This is a genomic window from Microbacterium pollutisoli (genome assembly GCF_053586795.1).
The window spans coordinates 399,592-416,489 of sequence record NZ_JBNYWT010000002.1 but is presented as its reverse complement, the minus strand read 5'-3'; the positions used below and the strand labels follow the sequence as shown (position 1 = coordinate 416,489).

Annotated in this window: 17 protein-coding genes; 15 read left to right on the top strand and 2 right to left on the bottom strand. The window is 69.4% G+C overall.

Going from position 1 to position 16,898, the window contains the following annotated elements; genetic code table 11:
- Nucleotides 1-44: 44 nt before the first annotated feature.
- The 8 genes from ACQ143_RS06810 to ACQ143_RS06775 are packed head-to-tail and all read left to right on the top strand — an operon-like array spanning nucleotide 45 to nucleotide 6,927.
- Complete coding sequence (locus tag ACQ143_RS06810; protein ID WP_449569950.1) at nucleotides 45-449, top strand: C-glycoside deglycosidase beta subunit domain-containing protein; 405 nt, start codon at nucleotides 45-47, stop codon at nucleotides 447-449.
- Nucleotides 446-1,552, top strand: a complete 1,107-nt coding sequence (locus ACQ143_RS06805; protein WP_449569949.1) for a sugar phosphate isomerase/epimerase family protein — start codon at nucleotides 446-448, stop codon at nucleotides 1,550-1,552. Before ACQ143_RS06810 ends, ACQ143_RS06805 begins: the two co-directional genes overlap by 4 nt.
- Nucleotides 1,549-2,589: a sugar phosphate isomerase/epimerase family protein gene (locus tag ACQ143_RS06800; protein ID WP_449569948.1), complete on the top strand. Its 1,041-nt coding sequence runs from the start codon at nucleotides 1,549-1,551 to the stop codon at nucleotides 2,587-2,589. The genes ACQ143_RS06805 and ACQ143_RS06800 overlap by 4 nt, the downstream gene beginning before the upstream one ends.
- Nucleotides 2,590-2,604: 15 nt before the next feature.
- Nucleotides 2,605-3,384, top strand: coding sequence for a nuclear transport factor 2 family protein (locus ACQ143_RS06795; RefSeq protein WP_449569947.1), 780 nt, complete (start codon nucleotides 2,605-2,607; stop codon nucleotides 3,382-3,384).
- A 12-nt stretch (nucleotides 3,385-3,396) separates the two neighbouring features.
- Nucleotides 3,397-3,813, top strand: coding sequence for a C-glycoside deglycosidase beta subunit domain-containing protein (locus tag ACQ143_RS06790; RefSeq protein WP_449569946.1), 417 nt, complete (start codon nucleotides 3,397-3,399; stop codon nucleotides 3,811-3,813).
- A 47-nt stretch (nucleotides 3,814-3,860) separates the two neighbouring features.
- Nucleotides 3,861-5,021, top strand: coding sequence for a Gfo/Idh/MocA family protein (locus ACQ143_RS06785; RefSeq protein WP_449570143.1), 1,161 nt, complete (start codon nucleotides 3,861-3,863; stop codon nucleotides 5,019-5,021).
- Between the two features lie 26 nt (nucleotides 5,022-5,047).
- Nucleotides 5,048-6,052 (top strand): sugar phosphate isomerase/epimerase family protein, encoded by a 1,005-nt coding sequence (locus ACQ143_RS06780; RefSeq protein ID WP_449569945.1) that lies wholly within the window; start codon nucleotides 5,048-5,050, stop codon nucleotides 6,050-6,052.
- Between the two features lie 2 nt (nucleotides 6,053-6,054).
- A complete protein-coding gene (locus ACQ143_RS06775; protein ID WP_449569944.1) occupies nucleotides 6,055-6,927 on the top strand; it encodes a ThuA domain-containing protein in 873 nt (290 codons plus the stop codon).
- Nucleotides 6,928-7,022: 95 nt separating this feature from the next.
- Here ACQ143_RS06775 and ACQ143_RS06770 read toward each other — a convergent pair whose 3' ends face one another.
- Entirely contained in the window at nucleotides 7,023-8,432 is a 1,410-nt protein-coding gene (locus ACQ143_RS06770) for a hypothetical protein (RefSeq protein ID WP_449569943.1), read from the bottom strand.
- Between the two features lie 42 nt (nucleotides 8,433-8,474).
- Entirely contained in the window at nucleotides 8,475-9,731 is a 1,257-nt protein-coding gene (locus ACQ143_RS06765; protein WP_449569942.1) for an ROK family protein, read from the bottom strand.
- A gap of 113 nt (nucleotides 9,732-9,844) precedes the next feature.
- On the opposite strand from ACQ143_RS06765, the gene ACQ143_RS06760 reads away from it, so the two are divergent.
- The 7 genes from ACQ143_RS06760 to ACQ143_RS06730 all read left to right on the top strand — a co-directional run bounded on the left by ACQ143_RS06760 (nucleotide 9,845) and on the right by ACQ143_RS06730 (nucleotide 16,884).
- Complete coding sequence (locus ACQ143_RS06760) at nucleotides 9,845-10,873, top strand: Gfo/Idh/MocA family protein (protein ID WP_449569941.1); 1,029 nt, start codon at nucleotides 9,845-9,847, stop codon at nucleotides 10,871-10,873.
- A complete protein-coding gene (locus tag ACQ143_RS06755; protein WP_449569940.1) occupies nucleotides 10,870-11,646 on the top strand; it encodes a hypothetical protein in 777 nt (258 codons plus the stop codon). The genes ACQ143_RS06760 and ACQ143_RS06755 overlap by 4 nt, the downstream gene beginning before the upstream one ends.
- An 88-nt stretch (nucleotides 11,647-11,734) precedes the next feature.
- Nucleotides 11,735-12,703: a fumarylacetoacetate hydrolase family protein gene (locus ACQ143_RS06750; RefSeq protein ID WP_449569939.1), complete on the top strand. Its 969-nt coding sequence runs from the start codon at nucleotides 11,735-11,737 to the stop codon at nucleotides 12,701-12,703.
- On the top strand, nucleotides 12,700-13,710 hold the full coding sequence (locus ACQ143_RS06745; protein WP_449569938.1) for a cyclase family protein: 1,011 nt from the start codon (nucleotides 12,700-12,702) through the stop codon (nucleotides 13,708-13,710). The genes ACQ143_RS06750 and ACQ143_RS06745 overlap by 4 nt, the downstream gene beginning before the upstream one ends.
- A 44-nt stretch (nucleotides 13,711-13,754) precedes the next feature.
- A complete protein-coding gene (locus ACQ143_RS06740) occupies nucleotides 13,755-14,888 on the top strand; it encodes an FAD-dependent monooxygenase (protein ID WP_449569937.1) in 1,134 nt (377 codons plus the stop codon).
- The gene (locus ACQ143_RS06735) at nucleotides 14,885-15,889 is read left to right on the top strand and encodes an amidohydrolase family protein (protein ID WP_449569936.1); all 1,005 of its coding nucleotides are present in this window, start codon (nucleotides 14,885-14,887) and stop codon (nucleotides 15,887-15,889) included. The genes ACQ143_RS06740 and ACQ143_RS06735 overlap by 4 nt, the downstream gene beginning before the upstream one ends.
- The gene (locus ACQ143_RS06730) at nucleotides 15,886-16,884 is read left to right on the top strand and encodes a fumarylacetoacetate hydrolase family protein (RefSeq protein ID WP_449569935.1); all 999 of its coding nucleotides are present in this window, start codon (nucleotides 15,886-15,888) and stop codon (nucleotides 16,882-16,884) included. Before ACQ143_RS06735 ends, ACQ143_RS06730 begins: the two co-directional genes overlap by 4 nt.
- Nucleotides 16,885-16,898 lie beyond the last annotated feature (14 nt).

Genomic DNA, 16,898 nt, shown 5'->3' with positions numbered 1-16,898 from the left:
ACATTAAAGTGTAGAAACAAGGACAAAGTAGTCAGGAGCTTCGGATGATCCCCGATCGCATCATCGAACAGGGCACGCTCGTCGTCGACGGCCCCCGCGCGCAGGTGGAGGTACGGATCCCCTGGTATCGCGCGCTGCCCGGATCGTGCATCGCCGGCGCCGGCCTCACCATCGACGGTGTCGCGGCCCCCGCGGAATCGCTGAGGTGGCGCATGAACGACACCGAGTTCACCTTCGACGAGTTGCGCACCAACACCGACGAGTGGTGGTTCCCGACCGACTCGGCGGTGCTGTCGGGCGACCTCGAGGTCGCCGCGGACGCCGACCACGAGGTGAGCGTCGATCTGACGCTGTACATCCCCTACATCATCATCAGCGACACCGAGACGCTCCACATCGAGGAGCACGACACGAAGACCATGACGGCACGGAAGGCGGTGGCGGCATGACCGCGGTCGGCACCCCGATTCAGGGGGTCACGCTCTACAGCTTCACCCGCGCCTTCCACGGGCGCGAGTACGACCTCGAAGGCCTCATCCGCAAGGTCGCGTCCGACGGCTACGGCCCCGGACTCGAGATCATCGGGTTCTCCAGCTTCCGCGGCTTCCCCGACATCGACGACCGCTTCGCGGGCTGGTTCCGCGACCTCGTGGCCGAGACCGGCATGGTGACGACGAGCCTGGCCGTCAACGCCGACATCGGCATCCACCGCGATCGCCTCCTCGACCAGGACGAGCTCATCGCCTACATGACGCGTCAGATCGAGGCGGCCTCGAAGCTCGGCTTCCCCATCGCACGCGTGCAGATCTCCATCGAGCCCGACTCGATGGAGCGGCTCGCACCGATCGCTGAGAAGCACGGTGTGACCCTCGCGCTCGAGGTGCACGCCGACCAGTACGCGTCGCACCCCCGCATCCTCGCGCTGCGTGACCGCTATGAGAAGGTCGGTTCGCCCTTCCTCGGGTTCACGATGGACTGGGGCGCCACCGTCTCGGGCTTCGCGCCGTCGCTCATCGAGGCGTACCGTCGCCGCGGCGCGTCGGAAGAGCTTCTCGCCAAGGTCGTCGCTCTGTGGGACGAGTTCTACGAGGCCGGCCCGCCGGCTGACCAGGCCGAGCACGGTCAGCGCTTCGGCCGCTTCATCCAGCTCGGTGCGCAGAACGGGCGCCCTGATCTCGGCATCGATTTTGCCATCAACGGCACCGGCCTGTTCGGCCCCGCGCGCGTCGACGACTGGCTCGAGATCATCCCGTGGGTAAAGCACGTGCACGGCAAGTTCTTCGGCATCGACGACCAGCACGAAGAGCCTTCCGTGCCCGTCCGCGACCTCGTGCGCCTGCTCGTCGACAACGGCTACAAGGGCGCCATCTCGAGTGAGTACGAGGGCTGGCACTGGAACCACTGGCAGTCGCCGTTCGAGATCATCCGCGACGAGCAGGCCATCCAGCGCTCCGCCGCGACGGATGCCGGCAGTCGCATGATCACGGATGCCGGCGAAGCCCGCACCCAGCTGCATAGCTGGCTGCCCACGACCGAAGGAGCGTCCGCATGAGCGACAACGCAGGAGGCATCGCCGGCACGGGCATCGAGCTCGGCACCACCCTGTACTCGATGACGAGCGAGTTCGCCGCTGGGGTGTTCACCCCCGAGACCCTCATCGCCGCCGTCGCCGAGAACGCCATCGGCCCCGGCGTTGAGTTCAACATCGCGCAGCTGCTGCGCACGTACCCCGATGTGGATGCGGAGTTCACGAAGCTCTGGTTCGACTCGCTGGAGAAGTACGGGCTGGAGGCCAGCGCCGTCGGCACCAACCTCGACATGGGCCGCCGCAAGGATCGCGACATGACGCCCGACGAGGAGCACGAGTTCTTCGCGCGGCAGTTGAAGACGGCGAACACGCTCGGGTTCCGCACCGTCGTCATCCGCTCGGCCGGCAAGGAGCTGCTGCGCAGCCTCCTGCCGCTCGCCGAGAAGTACGACCAGCGCCTCGCGTACGAGATCCACGCGCCGGAGGGACCGAACAGCCCGAAGGTGCAGCAGATCCGCGAGCTCTACGCCGAACTCGACAGTGACCGGCTCGGGTTCACCGCCGACTTCTCGTCGACGATGCACTCGCTCTCCCCGACTCTGCTCGCGCAGCTCGAGAAGATGGGCATGGACCCGAAGCATTTCGCGGTGATGGACGAGATCTGGCATGAGCCGGCCCCGATGCACGTGCGCAACCAGAAGTTCGAGGACTACCTCTCCGGTGAGGGCGTCGACTTCCTACGGTTCGGGCCGTTCACGCGGCTCGCCTTCAACATGCACGGTCTCGTCGCGCCGGAGGAGTGGCTCGACATCATGCCGCAGACCTTCCACGTGCACGCGAAGTTCTATGACATCGATGCGAACGGCGACGAGCCGGCGATGGACATCCCGCGCATCGTCCGCCAGTTCGTCGCCGGCGGATACCGCGGATACCTCTCCAGCGAATGGGAGGGCCACGCCTTCCAGGACCTCGGCGAGGCCGACCCGATCGACCTCGTCCGCAAGCAGCACGTGCTCATGCGTCGTGCCATCGAAGAAGCCGCGGCATCCGCCACGGTCTGAGAACAGGAGCCCGAAGTGTCTGACACCGCCGTCACAACCGTCGAAGAGCTCGCGGCCGAGATCTCGCGCCTGCGGGTCGAGGTGACCGCAGCCCGTGCCCTCGCGCAACGCGCCGAGGACCGGGGCCAGGTCGAGAACCTCTTCAACCGCTACATGTACCTGCACAACGCCTTCCAAGACGAGCAGATCATCCCGCTGTGGGTGAAGGAGGGGACCCCCGGCATCCGCGCGCGGTACACCAACGCAGGGCAGTACACGACGTGGGAGAGCGTGACCCGCTACCACCGCGACCGGCCGAGCCCCGAGGGCAAGCTCATCCTGCACGCCACCACGACGCCGGTCATCGAGGTCGCCGCCGACGGGCAGACCGCCAAGGGTGTGTGGCTCATGGCCGGCACGGAGTCAGGGCTGACCGATCCGGAGGTCGCCAAGGCCTTTCCCGACATGTACTCGCCCGACGAGGTGCTCGGCAAGAAGGTCTGGGCGCACTGGGTGTGGTGCAAGTACGCGATCGACTTCCTCAAGCAGGACGGCGAGTGGCGGTTCTGGAAGTTCCGCTGCTACGAGCTGGCCCGGGCACCCTTCGAGGAGAACTGGGTCAGCTTCGGCCTGAAGAACCAGGGCGCTTTCGACCTCGATCTCATGTACTTCGGCGACGACGGCAAGCCCGTGTTCATGCCGCCGGCGGATGAGCCGGTGCCGTCGAAGAACCACCCCTACAGTCCCACCACCGTTCAGAAACTCGAACCCGTGCCGCCTGTCGCGCACGACACGTTCGAGGACACGTTCAAGTAAAGGAGAGGGCCGATGGCCACTCACAACTCGCTCTTCTCTGAGAAGGACGTGCGGCGCACCGACACCGGACTCGCCGTCGCGGTGCAGCTGCCCTGGTACCGGAGCCTGTGGCTCTCGGCGGTCGACGGCGTGGACGCGACGGTGAACGGCGAGCAGATCCCCACTGACCGACTCCGCTTCGTGCTCGAGGGCAGTGAGTACCGCATCGAGGAGCTGCCGGAGCAGTCCGAGACGCTGTGGTTCGTCGCCGAGAAGCCCGAGGTGCTCATCGACCTCGGACGTGCGCCCGAGGCGGGCGAGAAGCTCACGGTCGAGGTCGTGCTGACGATGCGTCTGCTGTACATGCAGATCATGCCCGGCGTCGACGGGGGACCGGGCCGCTACGTGACCAACCGGGTGCCGGTCGAGCGCGAACTGGTGCTGGCGTGACGTTCCGACAGGCGCAGGGCGGGTCCACCCGGCCGCTGCGGGTGGCGATGATCGGCTACGGCTTCATGGGGTCGGCCCACTCGGTCGGCTGGCGACAGGCTCCGCGGATGTTCGATCTGCCGGTCGACGTCGAGATGGCGGTCGTCGTCGGCCGGTCGGCGGATGCCGTGGCCCAGGCCGCGGCGAAGTGGGGCTGGGCGGAGTCGGCGACGGATTGGCGCGAGGTCGTCGCACGTGACGACATCGACATCGTCGACATCGTCACCCCCGGTGACTCGCACGCCGAGATCGCGATCGCGGCTCTCGAGGCGGGCAAGCACGTGCTGTGCGAGAAGCCGCTGGCGAACACGACGGCCGAGGCCGAGGCGATGGCGGATGCCGCCGCGCGCGCCGCCGAGCGGGGCCTCCGTGCGACCGTCGGGTTCACTTATCGCCGCGTGCCCGCCGTGACGCTGCTGCGTGATCTCATCGCGGACGGCAAGGTGGGTCGCGTGCAGCAGGTGCGCGCCTCGTACCGGCAGGATTGGCTCGTCGACCCGGAGATGCCGCTGGCGTGGCGCTTGCAGAAGGAGCACGCCGGTTCGGGTGCTCTCGGCGACATCGGCGCGCACATCATCGACATGGTCCAGTTCGTCACGGGTCACCGCATCGACGCGGTCTCGGGCACGGTCGAGACGATCGTGAAGCAGCGTCCGCTGCAGGGCTCCGGCTCGGGGCTCACGGGAACGGCGGCGGAGGGCTTCGGTGAAGTCACCGTCGACGACGTCGCGCTGTTCATCGGGCGCCTCTCGGACGGCGCGCTGGCGTCGTTCGAAGCGACGCGCTTCGCGACCGGCCGCAAGAACGCGCTGACGATCGAGATCTCCGGAGACCGAGGTGCGCTCGCCTTCGACCTGGAGCGCCTGAACGAACTGCAGTTCTATGACCGCTCGGCCCCAGAGGAGCTGCAGGGATTCACGACGATCCTCGTGACCGACGCGGCTCACCCGTATGTCGCGGCGTGGTGGCCCGCCGGCCACGTGCTCGGTTACGAGCACGGCTTCGTCCATCAGGCGAAGGACTTCGTCGAGGGCATTCATGCCGGGGCCGATGTGCACCCGACGTTCGCCGAGGGGCTGTCCGTGCAGCGCGTGCTCGACGCCGTCGAACGCAGCCATGCCGCCGACTCCGCCTGGACCCGCAGCGTCGCGGCCGTCCCGGCGGTCTGACCACCGATCACCCGAGAGGAGCACGCATGTCGCGTCCCATCACCCTGTTCACCGGCCAGTGGGCCGATCTGCCGTTCGAGGAGGTCGCGCGTCTCGCGGGCGAGTGGGGCTATGACGGCCTCGAGATCGCCTGCTGGGGCGACCACATCGACGTGTCCCGGTGGGAGGATGCCGCGTACGTGCAGTCGCGCCGAGACATTCTCGAGCGCAACGGCCTGAAGGTGTGGGCGATCGCCAACCATCTCACCGGTCAGGCGGTGTGCGACGACCCGATCGATCAGCGCCACCGCGACATCCTGAGCGACCGCGTCTGGGGAGACGGGGACGCCGAGGGGGTCCGCCGTCGCGCGGCGGCGGACCTCATGGACACGGCCCGGTTCGCGGCGCGGCTGGGCGTGAAGACCGTGACGGGGTTCACGGGTTCGTCGATCTGGAAGTACGTGGCGATGTTCCCGCCGGCGACCGACGAGATGGTCCAGGCCGGCTACGATGACTTCGCCGCGCGGTGGAACCCGATCCTCGACGTGTTCGAGGCGGAGGGGGTGCGTTTCGCTCTCGAGGTGCACCCGTCCGAGATCGCCTATGACTACTGGACGGCGAAGGCGACGCTCGAGGCGATCGGACGCCCGGACGTGTTCGGGTTCAACTTCGACCCATCGCATTTCATCTGGCAGCAGCTGGACCCGGTGGCGTTCGTCCTCGACTACGCGGAGCACATCTTCCACGTGCACGTGAAGGAGTCGATCACCAACCTCGACGGCCGCAACGGCGTGCTGGGATCGCACCTGCCGTGGGCGAACCCGCGCCGCGGGTGGACGTTCGTGTCGACCGGGCACGGGGCCGTGCAGTGGAACCCGCTGTTCCGCGCGCTGAACGCGATCGGCTACGACGGCCCGACGAGCGTCGAGTGGGAGGACGCCGGCATGGACCGTCTCATCGGCGCGAAGCAGGCGATCGCGTTCGTCCGCGACCTCGCCGAGATCACCCCGCCCCATGCTGCCTTCGACGCGGCCTTCTCGACGAAGGGCTGACCATGGCCGACAAGCTGAAGGTCCTGATCCTGTCGGGTCACATGACCCGGGAGCACGACAACGAGCACCGCAGCTTCCGTCAGCACAACACCTGGCTGACCCAGCTGCTCGAAGACACCGGCCGCTTCCACGTGCGGGTCGTCGAAGACCCGCGCGGCCTCGGCGCCGACATCATCGACAAGTACGACGTCGTCATCGTCGTGTTCGAGGGCCGCGACGGGTACCACGACAAGGCTGTCGGGTTCGGTGCCGAGACCGACGCCGCGCTGCTGAAGTTCGTGCACGACGACGGCAAGGGCATCGTCTGGTTCCACGGCTCGGCCGCGCAGGAAGACCGCTGGGGCTACCCGGAGGAGTACAACGTCATGCGCGGCTCGAAGCTGAGCGCGTGGGAGACCGGGCTGCGGCCGCGGCCCTGGGGCGAGGCGCAGCTCGACACGGTCGAGCCGCGGCATCCGATCACCGAGGGCATCAGCGCGCGGTGGACGGTCACCGGCGACGACATCCTGACCGGCGTCGAGATCTACGACGGCGCGCAGGTGCTGCTGACGACCTTCGACGACCTCGAGTCGTACGAGAACGCGCCGATCTGGCCGATGCCGCACTACCCGGTGGACATCCCCCCGGGCGGTATCGCCGATCTTCCCGGCATGAACACCGACCAGCCGATCGCGTGGATCAACGAATACGGCGCGGGCCGCTCGTTCACGATCACGATCGGTCACGACATCGACACGTTCCGTCGCATCGAGTTCATCCGCATGTTTCCGCGCGGCGTGGAGTGGGCAGCGACGGGAGAGGTCACACTGACCGGACCCGATCGACGCGGCGATCGGCGCATCAACCCCTGGCCGTACTACAACGGCGAAGGCTGAGCCTCACGACTCGGTAGCGGGCAACCCGTACCGGCGCGGACGTCGGCGGCGATCTGCGCCTCGCCGGCCTCGAGCTGCCGATCAGGCCAGATTGCTCACGCGACGGTGGCGCCGGTGGCGACGGCGAGGCTCTCTCGGGCCAGCGCGAGGTGCCGGCGCGTCATGTCGGCCGCGTCGTCGTCGAGCCACTCGTTGCCGCCCCACTCGCTGCAGAAGGTACCGCTGAAGCCGGCGGCGTGCAGTTCGCGACCGATGTCGCGGATGGGGGTGGACACGCGTCCGTCGGCGTCGTCGAGGTCCCAGAACTTGAGGTGCACGCCGCGGGTGAGGGGCAGGATGTCGCGCACGTCGGCGGCATCGCTCCGTCCGAACCGCACCAGCAGGTTCATGTACAGGGTGTGCACCGACCCCGGCACCCCGCCGGCGCGCAGCAGCTCGAGCACCGCGCCGTGGGTCTCGGGGGCGCGCCACGAGGTCTCCAGACGCCGCATGAGATCGGCAGGAACACCCGCCGCAGCAAGTCGCCCGAGGTAGCTCACCGGCAGTGCCGGCATGAGCATGCTGATGTCGAGCAGCACTCGGATGCGCGGGTCATCGAGGGCGGCGATGTCGTCGTAGGCGGATGCCGCGGCCTGCGGCGTCTGCTGTCCCTGAGCCTCCTCGAAAAGGACGATGTCGAGTTCGGCGAGTATCGGCTGGAGCATCTTCAGCAGCTCCGGCCCCGCCTGGCCGAGGGGGACCCGCGCACCGATCGCGCCGACGCGCGCGGCCGCGCGCAGCTGCGGTACGAGGAAGGCGAGGCGCTCGGCGTCGCTGCGCCGTCTGCCGTCGGCGGTCCACTCATCGATGCTTGCGCCGACGATCGACACGCGGCCTCCGGCGGCGTCGAGCTCGCGGCGGAAGGCACCGACATCGGCATCCGTCGGATCCGGGTAGGTGCGCCAGACTTGACCCGCCTCGATCTCGATCGCGTCGGCGATGCCGCTCTGCACCACGCCGACGGCGATGTCGGTGGCCGGACGCTCGGCGTGGATGACCTCGGGTGTCCAGTTGAAGGCGGATGCCGTGAGCACCCACCCGGGGGCGAGGTCCTCCCCGTCGGCGGTGCCTCGCGCAGCGTCGGCGCGCCCCGCCCCCGTCGCGGTGGCCGAGGATGTCGGTGTCGCCGGTGCGTCCAGCGTGAGGGGCCGGGTCGCACGGAACGGCAACTGCAACGGGCCGTCGGGACCGGCGGCGAGGTACGGCACGGCCAGCGTGAAGGTGACCTCCACTTCGTGCCGGCCGGGGCGCAGCGCCTCAACGCCCCGCAGCGCCACCCGGTCCTGCAGGTACCACCAGCCGTCGGGAGTGTGCACGTCGACCGCGATCGCTCGTCCGTCGATCCGCGCGGCGACGCCGCGCAGGCTCTCGGCGGGGAGGGAGCGGATCCAGGGCAGGCTCAGCAGGATCTCGAAACCGTGGTCCGTGGACCGAAGCGCATCGTCGCGCAACACCGGAAGCGTCATAGGGCCCAAACATACCGTCTTATGTCGAAAACTGGAAGAAGGTCACGCCGTGCCCCGGATGGTCGCGATGGTCGGGCGTCCTTCCGCGAACCAGCGCGGGAATGTCGCCTCGAATAGCTGCTCGCGGGCGAGTTCCGCCCCGCCGCGCAGCGGCTCGGCAGGGTCGCTGTGCGACTGGATGATCGACAGGTCGCGCGTCGCGAGGGGGATCGACAGTTCGTAGACCCGCTGGCGCACCTCCGCGAGGTAGATCTCGCCGGCCGAGGCGACGGCGCCACCGATGACGATCACGCCCGGGTTGAACACGTTCACGAGCGTGGCGATCGTCTCTCCGATCACATGGGCGGACTTCTGGATGAGCTCGATGGCGAGGGCGTCGCCGTGCTCCGCCGACCGCGCGATGATCTCGGGGGTCAACGACCCGGCCTCGGCGGACAGGCGGCTGTCGGCGCCTTCGGTCAGCCGCACTTCGGCGTCCCGCACCATCGCCCATCCGCTGGCGACGGCTTCGAGGCACCCGATCTTGCCGCATCGGCACGCGGCGTCGGAGTCTCGGACGCGCACGTGACCGATGTCGCCCGCCGCGCCGTTCGCACCGCGGTGGAGGTGCCCGCCCGAGAGCAGCCCCGCCCCGATGCCCGTGCCGATCTTGCAGTAGATGAGGTTCGTGTCGTGTCCGCCCTCGCGTGCGCGTTCGCCGAGCGCCAAGAGGTTCACGTCGTTGTCGATCCACGCGGGCGCGGAGAGGTGATCCTCGAATCGGCGCCGGATGTCGAAGCCGTTCCACCCCGGCATGATGGGCGGCGCCACCGGGCGACCGGTCTCGAAGTCCACCGGCCCGGGGATTCCGACGATGCATGCCCAGACCGGGGCGTCACCGGTGCGAGCGAGAAGCTCGTCGACGACGGTGAGCACGCGGTCGAGTGTGTCCGCCGGTCCGCGGGAGATGTCCCAGTCCTCATGCGCCTGATCGAGCAGAGCGCCGTCGAGGTCGGTGACGCCGAAATGGACGTGCAGGCCGCCGAGTGCGCACACCACGATGCGACCCGCCTGCGCGCGGAAGCGCAGGGTGCGAGGTGCGCGACCGCCCGAGGAGGGGGCGAACTCGCCGTCCTCCAGGAAGCCCATCGTGATCGCCTGGTCGACGCGTTGCGTCACGACGCCGCGCCCGAGTCCGGTCAGCCGACCGATTTCGGGGCGGGTCGACGCCTCGCCGGTGCGCACCATGTTGACGATGCGCAGCAGGCTCGTCACTTCGTCGGTCTGTGCGCCGAACCGCAGGGTGGACTCGCTGGCCATGCTTGATTCTGACACAACACTATGGTTGTGCGAACAATTGAGCGGCTTGATTCATCCTGACACCCGAAACTTAGGTACTATTCACGCAAAAGGTCGACGACGAGGAGGCCGTCATGACCGGCATTGGCATCATCGGCGCGGGTCCCGGCAGTGCGGCGCTGCACCTGCCGACGGCGGGCCGCCTGGCCGACCGCCTCGAGATTGTGCACGTCAGCGACGGGGGGAGCGGGCGCTCCGCCGATGTGGCGGCGTCGGTCGGCGCACGCCACTCCACGGGTACGGCAGAGCTCCTCGCCGATCCGCGGGTCGAGGCTGTCGTCATCGCCAGCCCGCCGCACCTGCACGCCGAGCAGGCGCTGGCTGCGGTCGCCGCCGGGGTCCGCGGCGTCCTGTGTGAGAAACCGCTTGCCCTCAGCCACGACGACGCCGATGCCGTGGTCGACGCGGTGGCCGCTGCGAGAGTCGCGCTCGTCGTCGGCACCAATCACCTGTTCGATCCGGCGTGGGGCCAGGCCAAGCATCACGTTGCGGCGGGCGGACGCGTGCGTGCGATCTCGATCACGGTCGCCCTGCCGCCGAACGCCCGGTATCACGACGTCGTCACCGAGCCGGTGCCCGCGCAGCCGGTGCGGCCCGCGCCGGACATGCGTGACGCCGGGGTGCGGGCCGGGATCGTCCGGCAGCTCGTTCTCGGGCTCCTGATCCACGATCTGCCGCTCGTGCGAGATCTCGCCCCCGGCGACCCCGAAGTGCTCTCGGCGCGGTTCGTGCCCCCGATCGGATGCGCCGTCGCGTTCCGAGTGCACGACGTGCTGGTGCAGGCCACGGCAGTGCTGCTTCCCGAAGGGGCCGAGGCGCTCTGGCGGATGACGGTGGCCACCACCACAGACGAGTTCGAGATCGAGTTTCCGCCGTCTTTCGTGCACGGCGGCAGCGCGTCGGTCCGCGCCGTGCGGGAAGACGGCGTCGAAACGGTGTATGTGGCCGAGTCGGAGGACGGGTACGTGCAGGAGTGGCGAACATGGGCGGACGCCCTCGACGGCGGTGACACCGACCTCGACGGCATCCGCGCCGATGCGCACTTCGCGATCGTGCTCGCCGATGGTGCGGCCGCGAGGATTCTGGCGGAGGTGGCAGCATGATCGGCGTCGCCACAGCGCTTCCGGGCTACCGGATCGCGGTCGCTGAACTGCCGGCGCGACTCCGGCTGCGCGAACGCGACGCACAGATCTCGGTCGTGCGGGCGGATGCCGACGGTATCGCGGTGGCGCTGCGTGCCGTCGGCCGCGGCGTGCGGGTCATCGTCGTCGATCGGCCGGGGGCAGACGCCGGTGACTTCGCCGGACTAAGTGCCACGGGTGTCTCGGTCGTGTTGAACCGACCGAGCCTGCGCGATGACGACATTCATGACGCCCGGCGGGCCGACGGCGGGGCGGATGCGGTTCCTGTGGCGGTCACGGTGCAGGCGCTGACGGCGCGCGGGGCGCTCGGTGACGTCCTCGTGGACGCGATGGGGTGGGGGCGGGTGCTGGCCGGGAGCCCTCTGACCCTGCGCTCGGGGCATCGCGTCGCAGATGCCGTCCTCGCGGATCTCGCCGGTGCAGGCGGCATCGGCGTGGGCGTGGTCGCCTCCGAGCGACTCGGTGCGGCCGGTCCTGCCCGGCTACGGGCGACGACGATCGGTGTCCACCGCACCGAGGTCGTGTCGATCGCCGGTCGGACGACGGTGACCCACTCGACGGGCGCCGGAGAATGGGTGCTCCCGCGACGATGGGAGTCGTCCGAACGCGTGGCATTGCGCCGGGCGCTCGACGTGCTTTCGGGCGCCCGCGCGGCCACCGACATCGCCGAGTGGGCGCACGACCTCTCTTGTGCGGCCGGTGTCATGGGAACTGCCCCCAGCCGCGCGTATTGAAGATGGTGATCCCCACTATTGCGACAATCGCATTCCCTTATGTCTGATCTCGACAGATAGTGGAAGTGCAATCGTGAAAGGAATGACGATGACGTCGACCGGGCCCACCGCCCCCTTCGCTCTCGCACGCTTCCGAGACGGCGACAACATCGCCCTCGGTCTGGTGGTGGGTGACCGCGTTCGCGCGCTTTCTCCCGCAGACCTCGGTGCGGCCGACCTCAACGCGTTTCTGGCGGCGGGCGACTGGGAGCGGCTTCGGCCCCTCGCCGACCTCGACGATGACGGCTGGCGGCCCCTGGGCGACGTCACCCTGACGGCGCCGGTCACTCCGCGCCAGGTGCTGCAGGCCGGCGCCAACTACCGCCAGCACGTCATCGAGCTCGTCGCGGCCGGTCTCACCCAGAACACCGACCGCACGCCGGAGGAGGCACGGGCGTTCGCGGCGAACCTGATGGACGACCGTGCCGCGAACGGCGAGCCCTACTTCTTCATCGGCCTGCCTGCCTGCGTCGTCGGCGACGACGTTCCCCTCGTGCTGCCCAGCTACAGCGACGTACACGACTGGGAACTCGAACTCGCGGTCGTCATCGGCACCGAGGCGTTCCGCGTCTCCCGCGACGATGCGATGCGCCACGTGGCGGGCTACACGATCGTCAACGACATCACGACCCGCGACCTCGTCTTTCGCAAGGATATGAAGGAGATCGGCACCGACTGGTTCCGTGCGAAGAACGCGCCGGGCTTCCTGCCGACGGGACCGTTCCTCGTCCCGGCATCGTTCGTCGACGGCGGAAAGCTGACGGTCACGCTCGACCTCAACGGCCAGGTGATGCAGAACGGCGACACCGACGACCTTCTGTTCGACATCGCATCCCTCGTCGCCACTGCCTCGCAGACGGTTCCGCTGCTGCCGGGCGATCTGCTCCTCACCGGAAGCCCCGCCGGCAACGGGCAGCACTGGAAGCGATTCCTGCGCGACGGTGACGTCATGACCGGGTCGATCACGGGGCTCGGCACGCAGGTCGTGCGGTGCGTGGCCGAGGGGGCGGGCGCATGACCCTTCGACAGGATCGGGGACCGGTCAGCGAGAACCCGGCCGACCTCGACCGCCGTGACCCTGCCGCCGAGATCCGCGCCCGCGCCGAGGCCTATCGCAACTGGGGCCGCTGGGGTGAGGACGACGTGCTCGGCACCCTCAACTTCATCGACGACGCCAAGCGCCTCGCCGCGGCATCCCTCGTCGGCACCGGTCGGGTCGTCTCGCTCGCGCAGGCCTTCGACACCGACGGACCGCAGAAGGGCTGGCGCCGCCGCACGAATCCCGTGCACACCATGACCGACACCGGAACCGATGCCGAGCGCGGCAACCAGGGCTTTCCGCACGGCATCGGCGGCGCCGATGACGTCATCGCCATGCCGCTGCAGTGCTCGACGCAGTGGGACGGCCTCGGCCACATCTTCGATCAGGGCTTCGCCTGGAACGGGCGTCGCGCGGGCGATGTCGTCACGAGCAACGGCGACCTCGTCACCGGCATCGAGCACGCCGCGTCGGTCATCGTCTCCCGTGGCGTGCTGCTCGACGTGGGGCGCCACCTCCGGCCCGACACCGGCGAACTCGACGACGGCTACGCGATCGCCGCTGCGGAACTCGATGCCACCGCCGTCGCGCAGGGCGTCGCGATCGCCCGCGGCGACATCGTGCTCGTGCGCACCGGTCAATACGGTCGCACCCGTCGCGAGGGCTGGGGCGACTATGCCGGTGGCGCCGCGCCGGGGCTGTCGCTGACGACCGCCGGGTGGCTGCACCGCAGCGAGATCGCCGCGATCGCAACGGACACCTGGGGCTTTGAGGTGCGACCGAACGAGTTCGACGTGCCGTCGTTCCAGCCTCTGCACCAGGTCGTGATTCCGAACATGGGGCTGACGATCGGCGAGATGTGGGATCTCGAAGAGCTCGGCGACATCTGCGCCGAGCAGCGGCGCTGGGAGTTCCTGCTCTCGGCGCCGCCGCTGCCGATCACGGGCGCGGTCGGTTCGCCGATCAACCCCGTCGCAATCCTCTGACCCGTCATCCCCTTCCCCGAACCAGAGAACAGAGAGGTTCTGATATGACCGCCGTGACCAAGGTCGCCGTCGTCGGCAGCGGTGCCGCCGGGCTCGCCGCAGCCATCCAACTCGCCAAGGCCGGAGTGACCGTCGACGTGTACGAGGCCAAGCCCGAGATCAGCGCGCTCGGGTCGGGCATCACGCTGCAGGGCAACGCGCTGCGCGCGTTCGGCGAGCTGGGCATCTGGGACAGGGTGCAGGAGAAGGGCTACTTCTTCGAGGGCCTGAACCTGCGTGCTCCGGGACCCGATGCCCAGATCGTCGCGCAGCTGCCCGATGTGCAGACCGGTGGCCCGGACTTCCCCGCGTGCGGGGGCATGTACCGCCCGGATCTCGCCGCGATCATGGTCGCCCGCGCCGAGGAGGTGGGCGCACACCTTCATTACGGCGCGAAGGTCACCGGCCTCGACGAGACCGCTGACGGCGTCGCGCTGTCGGTCGGCGATGACGTGGTCGGGGTCTACGACCTCGTGATCGGCGCCGACGGTCTCAACTCCACCGTGCGCGACCTCATCGGCATCGACACGAAGCCCGAGCCCTTCGGCATGGGCATCTGGCGCGCGTTCGTCACGCGCCCCGCCGAGGTCACCACGAGCGAGCTGTACTACGGCGGCCCCGTCTTCATCGCGGGCTACACCCCCACCGGCGACGACACCATGTACGCCTTCCTCGTCGAGGAGGCGCAGGACCGGTTCGGTGTCACCGACGCCGAGGCGACCGAGATCATGATCGGGGAGTCGATGGCCTACAACGGGCCGTGGGTCTCCATCCGCGAGAGCCTCGCCGCGGGCGCCCAGGTCAACTACACCTGGTTCACGAAGCACGTCGTCGAAGGGCCGTGGAACCGCGGCCGCGTCGTCATCATCGGCGACGCCGCCCACAGCTGCCCTCCCACGATCGCGCAGGGCGCCGCGCAGGCGCTCGAGGACGCGCTCGTCCTCACGGAGCTGCTGGTGGCCGCCGACGAGATCGATCAGGGCCTGTGGGATGCCTTCCACGCCCGCCGTCTGCCGCGGGCGACCGCCGTCGTGGAGGCATCGGCGCAGCTCGGCCAGTGGCAGCTCGAGCACAACCGTGACGCGGATGCCGGTGGGCTGATCTTCGGCATCGCACAGCAGATGGCGCAGCCGGCATGACCACCGACGTCCACGCCCATCTGCTGCTGCCTGGCCTGCAGGCCGAGGTGCAGCGCCGCGACCCGGAGGGGTTCGCGGCCGCCGGTGATCTCGAGTTGCGTCGCAACGGGGCGGCGAGCCTCGCCGTATCGGGACCGATGGTGGGCGAGCGCGTCCCGCGGCTCACCGACGTGAACGTGCGGCTGGCGGAGATGGACCGGCAGGGCGTGGACCGGCAATGGGTGTCGGTGTCCCCGAACCACTTCTACCCGTGGGCCGACGAGGATCTCGCGGTGTGGGTGGCGCGGGAGACGAACCGTCTCGTCGCCGAGCACGTCGCTCTCGCTCCCGAGCGGCTCACCGGGCTCGGCGTGGTGCCCCTGCAGCATCCCGCGCGCATCGTCGAGGCACTGGACGACGCCGTGCTCGGGCGGGGCCTGGCCGGAGTGGAGATCTCGTCGTTCGCCGGCGACGTCGAACTCTCGGATGAGCGCCTCGAGCCGTTCTGGGCGCGCGCCGCCGAACTGGGTGCCGTCGTCTTCCTGCACCCGTTCGGCTGCTCCCTCGACGAGCGGCTGGACCGGTTCTACCTGGCCAACACGGTCGGGCAGCCGGCCGAGAACGCCGTCGCGCTGTCGCACCTGATCTTCGCGGGAGTGCTCGACCGGCATCCCGCGCTCACCCTCGTCGTCGCGCACGGCGGCGGATACCTGCCCACCGCGATCGGCCGCAGCGACCACGCCTGGCGGGTGCGCCCCGACGCCCGCGGCTGCGCGCACGAGCCGTCGAGCTACCTGAGGCACATTTGGTTCGACACGGTGGTCCACGATCCGATCGCGCTGCGCCGCCTGGTCGAGACTGCGGGCGGCGGGCGGGTGGTCCTCGGCAGCGACTACCCGTTCGACATGGGGCTCGATGATCCCGTCTCGTTCGTGCGCTCGGCGGGACTGCCGCACGAGATCGAAGACCGCATCCTCGCGGGCAACGCCGACGCCCTCATTCCCGCGGCGGTGCGCTCGTGAAGATCGCACGCTGGCGCGACGGCGACCGCATCGGCGAGGGATTCGTCGAGGACGGCGCCGTGGTGCCGTTCCCCGACGCGCTGAGCGTCGCCGACGTCCTCGCCGCGGGACTCGCCGCGGCGCCCGAGCTGCACGCGCGCGCGCTCCACGCCGGAGCCGACGTGCGGCGCCCCCTCGCCGAGGTGACGCTGCTGGCGCCGTTGCTGCCGGCATCCGTCCGCGACTTCGTCGCGTTCGAGGAGCACGTCGAGGGCGTCTCGGCGAGCGTCGACGGCAAGAGCGAGGTCGTTCCGGAGTGGTATGACGCCCCGACCTTCTACTTCACCAACCCGCACACCGTGCTCGGCCCCGGCGAGCCCGTCTCGCCGCCGGTGACCGAGCGGCTCGATTTCGAGCTGGAACTCGCCGCCGTGATCGGCGGCGTGGCCGGGTCGGACGGCGCTAACCTGACGCCGGATGCCGGTGCCGCGCACATCTTCGGCTACACGGTCATGAACGACTGGTCCGCCCGCGACCTGCAGAGCTGTGAGATGAAGGTGCGGCTCGGGCCGGCCAAGGGCAAGGACTTCGGTCTGTCGCTGGGCCCCTGGATCGTGACGGCCGACGAGCTGGCGCCGTTCGTCGACGACGACGGGTTTCTCGCGGTGCGCGCCGAGGCGCGCATCAACGGGGAGCTCGTGGGGGAGGACCTCGTCTCGAACATGGGCTGGCCCTTCGGTGTGCTCGTGGCGTACGCGTCGCGGAACTCTCGAGTGGTTCCCGGCGACGTGCTGGGTTCCGGCACCGTCGGAAACGGCGGGTGCCTCGGCGAACTCTGGGGACGCGCCGGGGCACTCGTGCCGCCGCCCCTGCAGGAGGGCGACGAGGTGGCGCTGCGCATCGAAGGCGTGGGCGACCTCGTCGCTCGCGTCGGCCTTGCGGTCGCCGTGCCCGACCTTCCTCGCGCGGCGCCGCGTCCGCGCACCCGCACCCGAACCGAGATCAGAACCAACTGAGAAAGGGGTCGACG